Source organism: Cellulomonas septica, from assembly GCF_012396155.1.
Lineage (GTDB): Bacteria > Actinomycetota > Actinomycetes > Actinomycetales > Cellulomonadaceae > Cellulomonas > Cellulomonas septica.
Genome location: NZ_JAAXOY010000169.1, coordinates 1 through 6006 on the forward strand (window position 1 = coordinate 1; position 6006 = coordinate 6006).

Consider the following 6006-nt stretch of genomic DNA (forward strand, 5'->3'; position numbering starts at 1 on the left):
CGGACGGGCGGGCCGTCGACGGGCGGGTCGCGCGCGACGGGCTCGTCGAGAGCAGGGCTCGGCGCACGGTCACGCCCCCGCCACGTGCGACGCGCCGGGCAGCAGCGCGGCGGCGGGCTCGGAGTAGCCGACGCCGACGAGGCGGTCGTCCTCGTACCGCAGGGACGTCAGCGAGGCGAGGCTGCACTGGCGCCGGCGCGGGTCGTGCCACAGCCGGCGGTTCTCGAGCGCGAGGCGCGTGACCCACACGGGCAGCTGGTGGCTGACGAGCACGGCCTCGTGCCCCCGGGCCTGTCGGCGGGCGTCGGCCACCGCGGCGAGCATGCGGTCGACCTGCTCCTGGTAGGGCTCGCCCCACGACGGCTTGAACGGGTTGCGCAGGTAGGGCCAGTGCTCGGGGTGGCGCAGCGACCCGTCGCCGACGCCGAACGTCTTGCCCTGGAAGTGGTTGGCGGCCTCGATGAGCCGCTCGTCGACGCCGACGTCGAGGCCGAACGCGGCGGCGATGGGGGCGGCGGTCTCCTGCGCGCGCTGCAGCGGGGAGGCGATGACGGCGACGACGTCGTGCCGCGGCCGCGCGGGGCCGCCGGTCGTCACGGGCTCGCCCGCGAGCGCGTCGGCGACGGCGCGCGCCATGGCGTGCCCGCGCTCGGACAGGTGGTAGCCCGGCAGGCGCCCGTACAGCACGCCCGCGGGGTTGTGCACCTCGCCGTGGCGCAGCAGGTGGACGGTGGTGGCGACCATAGGGCTCAGTGTCGCAAACCTCGCTGTGTGCCCCGGACGGATCGGGACGTCAGGCGACGTGACACGGGACACCCGGGTCGTCGTCGCACCCGCCGACGATCCGGTCGGCGACCACCTGCATGGCGGCGCCGAGCGCGGCGAACTGCTCGGGCGTGAGGACGTCGACCAGGTGGTCGCGGACGGACTGCACGTGCTCGGGGGCCGCGTCGACGAGCCGCTTCCACCCCGCGTCGGTCATGGTCGCGTTGACGCCGCGCGCGTCCTCGGCGCAGGGCGCGCGCCGGACCAGGCCGGCGTCCTCCATGCGGCGGACGGTGTGCGTGAGGCGGCTGCGCGAGTGCACGATCCCGTCGGCCAGCTCGGACATGCGCATGGTGCGGCCGGGCTGCTCGGACAGGCGGACGAGGACCTCGTACTCGTGCGTCGACAGGCCGGTGCGCGCCTCGAGCTCGTGCTCGAGGACGGCGGTCAGGCGGGCGACGCCGGACCGGAACGACCGCCAGTGGGTCTGCTGCTCGGCCGTGAGCCAGCCGCCGCGCGGCGAGGGCTCGGTGGTGCTCATCACGATCTCCATCCCGGGACAGGTGTTGCGCTCTGCCGACAAGTGTAGTTCAATCGTCAACTAACGAGAGTAGTTGACCTTTCAACGACTGAGGAGCTCCGCATGACCGCCACCGCCACCGCCCTGCCCACCGGCCTCACCACCGGCGTCTGGGCCGTCGACGCCTCCCACACCGAGGCCTCCTTCACCGTCCGCCACGCGGGCATCTCCAAGGTGCGCGGGTCCGTCGCCGTCTCCGAGGGCACCATCACCGTCGGCGAGACCCTCGCGGACACCTCCGTCTCCGTCACGCTCGACCCGTCGACCGTCTCGACCGGTGACGCCAACCGCGACGGCCACCTCAAGTCGGGCGACTTCTTCGACGTCGAGAAGTTCGGCCAGTGGACCTTCGTCTCGACCGAGATCCGCGGCGCGGGCAGCGACTACGTCATCGTCGGCGACCTCACCATCCACGGCGTGACCCAGTCCGTCGAGCTCGCCACCGAGTTCAACGGCACCGCGGTCGACCCGTTCGGCAACACGCGCGCCGGGTTCGAGGCCACCGTCACGATCTCGCGCAAGGACTTCGGCCTGACCTGGAACGCGGCCCTCGAGGCCGGCGGCGTCCTGGTCGCCGACAAGGTCGTCATCGCGCTCGACGTCTCGGCCATCCGCCAGGGCTGAGCCCCCGTCCCGCACCCCGGGACCCCCGCACGGAGCCCCGCCACCCCACCCGGGTGAGCGGGGCTCCGTCGTGTGCGCGGCCGAGCGGCTCACGCCTCCCAGGTCCCCGTGCGGCGCTGGTCGTGGAACGCGAGGATCTGCAGCTCCGAGGCCACGTCGACGGCGCGCACGTCCACGTGGGCCGGCACGTGCAGGGCCCGCGGCGCGAACGTCAGGATGCCGACCACACCCGCCTCGACCAGCGCGTCGCACACCGCCTGCGCGCCGGCCGCCGGCGTCGCGATGACCCCGATCGACACCCCGTTCGCGCGGACCAGCGCGTGCAGGTCGTCGAACGGCTGCACCACCAGTCCCGCCACCGTCGTCCCCACGACCGCCGGGTCCGCGTCCACCAGCCCCACGACCGCGAAGCCCCGCTCCGCGAACCCCGAGTAGTTCGCGAGCGCGTGCCCCAGGTTGCCGACGCCGACGATCACGACGCGCCGCTGCGTCGTCAGGCCCAGCACCACCTCGACCTGCTCCGACAGGTGCGCCACGTCGTAGCCCACGCCGCGCCGCCCGTACGAGCCCAGGAACGACAGGTCCTTGCGGAGCTGCGCCGACCCCACGCCCGCGCGCGACGCGAGCTCGTCCGACGACGTCAGCACCGCCCCCTCGGCCGCGAGCGCGTGCAGCGCGCGCAGGTACCCGGGCAGCCGTGCCACCGTCGCGGGCGGCACCGTCCGCGCCCGTCCCCCGCCGGACGCCGCGGGCTCGCTCGCCGCGCCGCGCGTCCGGGGTGCCGTGCCATGCGTGTCCACGTCGACTCCCGCAAGCCGCAGACCGGCCGTCGGTCCGGCCGTCAGCACAGGTTAGGGCGTCGTGCGGGGACGGGAAAGGGCCCGCTCGAGGTGTCGCGCGTCGATCCGCCAGTAGCCCTGCGTCACGCCGTCGACCTGCACGACGGGGACGAGCTCGCCGAGCTCCGCGACCAGGTCGCGACCGTCGGCGGCGCCGCCCGGGGCGTCGACGTCCACCTCGACCCATCGCTCGCCCGCCCGCGCGCAGACGTCGGCGACCACCGCGCGCGCGTCCTCGCACAGATGGCACCCCGCCCGCCCGAACAGCACGACCCTCACGTCACCCACACCCCCACGCTAGGCGACCCGCCCCTCGTCCTCGGTCACGCCGCTCCTCGGCCTGCGCCGGGTGGTGGGGTGGGACACGAGTGGCGTGGGTCTCAGTACAGTGGCGGGGTGCGTCCGGTCCGCGATCCCTCTCCCGCCGCGCGCGCGATCGCGGAGGCCGGCGTCGCCGGAGCCCCCGCGGACGCCCCGGTCGTCGCTGCCGAGCCGGGCTCGGACGAGGTCCGGACGGGCGCGTTCTTCGACGTCGACAACACGATCATCCGCGGCGCGTCGTCGTTCCACCTGGCCGTCGGCCTGTACCGGCGCGGGTTCTTCCGCAAGCGCGACATCGTGCGGTTCGGCGTGCACCAGGCCCGCTACCTCGCCTTCGGCGAGAACAAGCAGCAGATCGACGAGGTCCGCTCGCGCGCGCTCGAGATCATGCGTGGGCACTCGGTCGCCGAGGTGACCGCGATCGCCGAGGACGTCTACGACGAGGTCCTCTGCCTGCGCATCTACCCGGGCACGCAGCGGCTGCTCGACGACCACATCGCCGCCGGGCACGAGGTCTGGCTGGTGACCGCGACGCCCGTCGAGATCGGCGAGGTCATCGCGCGGCGCCTCGGCGTCACCGGTGCGCTCGGGACCGTCGCGGAGCACGACGACGGGTTCTACACCGGGCGGCTCGTCGGGGACCTGCTGCACGGGCAGGCGAAGGCCGACGCGGTGCGCGCGCTCGCCGAGCGGGACGGCATCGACCTCGGCGAGTCGTACGCGTACGGCGACTCGACGAACGACGTCGCGATCCTGTCCGAGGTCGGCCACCCGTGCGCGATCAACCCGGACCGCCGCCTGCGCCGGCACGCGGCGTCGGTCGGCTGGCCGGTGCGCGAGTTCCGCAGCAGCCGCGGCCGGACCGCGCGCCGCAGCATCAACGCCGCGAGCCTCGCGGGCCTCGCGTGGGCGCTCGGGCTGGTCGTCCGCGCGGTCCGCCGCTCGCTGCGCGGCGGTTCCTGACCGCGCGTCGGACCTCTCGCCGGACCGGCCGTCGGACCGGTGCGGGGCACGACCGTCGGCGTCCTTATGCTGGCGCGCATGCCCGTGCGCCCCGCCACGACCGACGACGTCGACGCGCTCGCCGCGCTCGCGGCGGTCACCTTCCCGCTCGCCTGCCCGCCCGGGTCGACGGCCGCCGACCAGCAGGAGTTCATCGCGGCGGTCCTGTCGCCCGAGCGGTTCGCGGGGTACGTCGTGGACCCGACGCGCGCGGTGCTCGTCGCCGACGAGGGCGGGACGCTGACCGGGTACACGATGCTGGTCGACGGCGAGCCGGCGGACGACGACGTCCGCACCGCGCTCACGGTCCGCCCCACGATCGAGCTGTCCAAGTGCTACGTCCACCCCGACCACCACGGCGCCGGGGTCGCGCACACGCTCATGGCCGCCTCGGTCGACGAGGGCCGTCGCCGCGGGGCCGCCGGCATGTGGCTCGGCGTCAACCAGCAGAACGCCCGGGCGCGCGCGTTCTACGAGCGGTCCGGGTTCGCCGTCGTCGGCACGAAGCACTTCACCGTCGGGTCGCGCGTCGAGGACGACTACGTGCTGGAGCGCGCGCTCTGACGGCGGCTCGCCCCCGCGCGACGGTCACGCACCCCGCGCCCTGACGACGGCACGCCCCTAGCCTGGGGCGATGGCACAGGTCAGGCAGGTCCAGGTCACGTTCGACTGCGCCGAGCCGGAGCGGGTCGCCCGGTTCTGGTGCGAGGTGCTCGGGTACGTCGTCCCCCCGCCGCCCGCGGGCTTCGAGTCGTGGGACGCGTTCGTCGAGTCGCTGCCGCCCGAGCGCCGGGACTCGGCGTTCGCGGTCGTCGACCCGACGGGTGCCGGGCCCCGGCTGTTCTTCCAGAAGGTGCCCGAGGGCAAGGTCGTGAAGAACCGCGTGCACCTCGACGTGCGCGTCGGGACGGGCCTGGTCGGCGACGAGCGGGTCGCGGCGCTCGAGGCGGAGTGCGACCGGCTCACGGCGCTCGGCGGGCGGAAGGTCCGGCTCATGCGCGCCGACGGGTTCGACGAGTCGTGCCTGGTGATGCAGGACGTCGAGGGCAACGAGTTCTGCCTCGACTGACACGCGACGCCGGGCGATGAGTTCGGGCACGCCCGCCGGTCCTTCCTCGTGACGACCACCTCGCCGAGCACCGGGAGACGCCATGACGAGCACGCAGGACGCGACCACCGGGACGGGCCGCCCGCCCGTCGTCGACCGGGACACCTGGCAGGCCGCGCGCGACGCGCTGCTGGTCCGCGAGAAGGCGCACACGCACGCGGCCGACGCGCTCGCCGCGGAGCGCCGGCGGCTGCCGATGGTGGAGATCGACGAGACGGTCGAGGTGGTCGGCGCGGACGGCCCGGTGCCGTTCGTCGACCTGTTCCAGGGCCGTGACGAGCTGCTCGTCTACCAGCACATGTGGCACGACGGCGCGCCCTTCCAGGGCCAGTGCGAGGGCTGCACGGTCTCGGCGTGGGCGCTGCGCGACACGGTGTACCTGCGGGCGCGCGGCGTCGCGTTCGCGGTGCTGACCGAGGGCCCGTGGGAGGAGGTCCGGCCGTTCCTCGAGTTCATGGGCTACACCGAGCCCTGGTACTCGGTGCGCGGGGTCGCGTGGCCGGTCGGCGAGGACATGGGCCGGATCACGTGCTTCCTGCGCGACGGCGGCCGCGTGTTCCTCACCTACGCGACGACGGGCCGCGGCACCGAGGTCGCGAACCCGGCGTTCGCGCTGCTCGACCTGACCCCGTACGGCCGGCGCGAGGCCTGGCAGGACACGCCCGACGGCTGGCCCGAGGGCAACGGGCCGTGCTGGTACTGGCGGACGACGGCCGACGGCCGACAGGACTGGGACGCGAGCCGGCCGACCCCGCAGTGGACGCGCC

9 protein-coding genes are annotated in these 6006 nt (G+C 74.6%); 5 read left to right on the forward strand and 4 right to left on the reverse strand.

Going from position 1 to position 6006, the window contains the following annotated elements; genetic code table 11:
- Window positions 1-69: 69 nt before the first annotated feature.
- Window positions 70-744: a histidine phosphatase family protein gene (locus HGA02_RS08410; RefSeq protein WP_168678639.1), complete on the reverse strand. Its 675-nt coding sequence runs from the start codon at window positions 742-744 to the stop codon at window positions 70-72.
- A 49-nt stretch (window positions 745-793) separates the two neighbouring features.
- Entirely contained in the window at window positions 794-1306 is a 513-nt protein-coding gene (locus HGA02_RS08415; RefSeq protein ID WP_168678640.1) for a MarR family winged helix-turn-helix transcriptional regulator, read from the reverse strand.
- Window positions 1307-1408: 102 nt separating this feature from the next.
- On the opposite strand from HGA02_RS08415, the gene HGA02_RS08420 reads away from it, so the two are divergent.
- A complete protein-coding gene (locus HGA02_RS08420; RefSeq protein ID WP_168678641.1) occupies window positions 1409-1969 on the forward strand; it encodes a YceI family protein in 561 nt (186 codons plus the stop codon).
- An 89-nt stretch (window positions 1970-2058) separates the two neighbouring features.
- On the opposite strand, the gene HGA02_RS08425 is transcribed toward HGA02_RS08420, so the two are convergent.
- Both HGA02_RS08425 and HGA02_RS08430 read right to left on the reverse strand, forming a co-directional pair.
- A complete protein-coding gene (locus HGA02_RS08425) occupies window positions 2059-2673 on the reverse strand; it encodes a redox-sensing transcriptional repressor Rex (RefSeq protein ID WP_343035382.1) in 615 nt (204 codons plus the stop codon).
- Window positions 2674-2820: 147 nt separating this feature from the next.
- The gene (locus HGA02_RS08430) at window positions 2821-3096 is read right to left on the reverse strand and encodes a glutaredoxin family protein (protein WP_343035383.1); all 276 of its coding nucleotides are present in this window, start codon (window positions 3094-3096) and stop codon (window positions 2821-2823) included.
- 108 nt (window positions 3097-3204) lie between these two features.
- On the opposite strand from HGA02_RS08430, the gene HGA02_RS08435 reads away from it, so the two are divergent.
- From HGA02_RS08435 to HGA02_RS08450, 4 genes are all read left to right on the forward strand, one after another.
- On the forward strand, window positions 3205-4092 hold the full coding sequence (locus tag HGA02_RS08435) for an HAD-IB family hydrolase (RefSeq protein WP_168678643.1): 888 nt from the start codon (window positions 3205-3207) through the stop codon (window positions 4090-4092).
- 78 nt (window positions 4093-4170) lie between these two features.
- Complete coding sequence (locus HGA02_RS08440; protein WP_246247572.1) at window positions 4171-4695, forward strand: GNAT family N-acetyltransferase; 525 nt, start codon at window positions 4171-4173, stop codon at window positions 4693-4695.
- Window positions 4696-4765: 70 nt separating this feature from the next.
- Window positions 4766-5200: a VOC family protein gene (locus HGA02_RS08445; RefSeq protein WP_168678645.1), complete on the forward strand. Its 435-nt coding sequence runs from the start codon at window positions 4766-4768 to the stop codon at window positions 5198-5200.
- 82 nt (window positions 5201-5282) lie between these two features.
- The coding region (locus HGA02_RS08450; protein WP_168678646.1) for a DUF899 family protein at window positions 5283-6006 on the forward strand (724 nt) is incomplete at its 3' end.

Excerpts from the sequence above, each read along its gene's own strand:
- HGA02_RS08410 (WP_168678639.1), bottom strand. The coding sequence starts at position 744 with ATGGTCGCCACCACCGTCCACCTGCTGCGCCACGGCGAGGTGCACAAC.
- HGA02_RS08415 (WP_168678640.1), bottom strand. The coding sequence starts at position 1,306 with ATGAGCACCACCGAGCCCTCGCCGCGCGGCGGCTGGCTCACGGCCGAG.
- HGA02_RS08420 (WP_168678641.1), top strand. The coding sequence starts at position 1,409 with ATGACCGCCACCGCCACCGCCCTGCCCACCGGCCTCACCACCGGCGTC.
- HGA02_RS08440 (WP_246247572.1), top strand. The coding sequence starts at position 4,171 with ATGCCCGTGCGCCCCGCCACGACCGACGACGTCGACGCGCTCGCCGCG.
- HGA02_RS08445 (WP_168678645.1), top strand. The coding sequence starts at position 4,766 with ATGGCACAGGTCAGGCAGGTCCAGGTCACGTTCGACTGCGCCGAGCCG.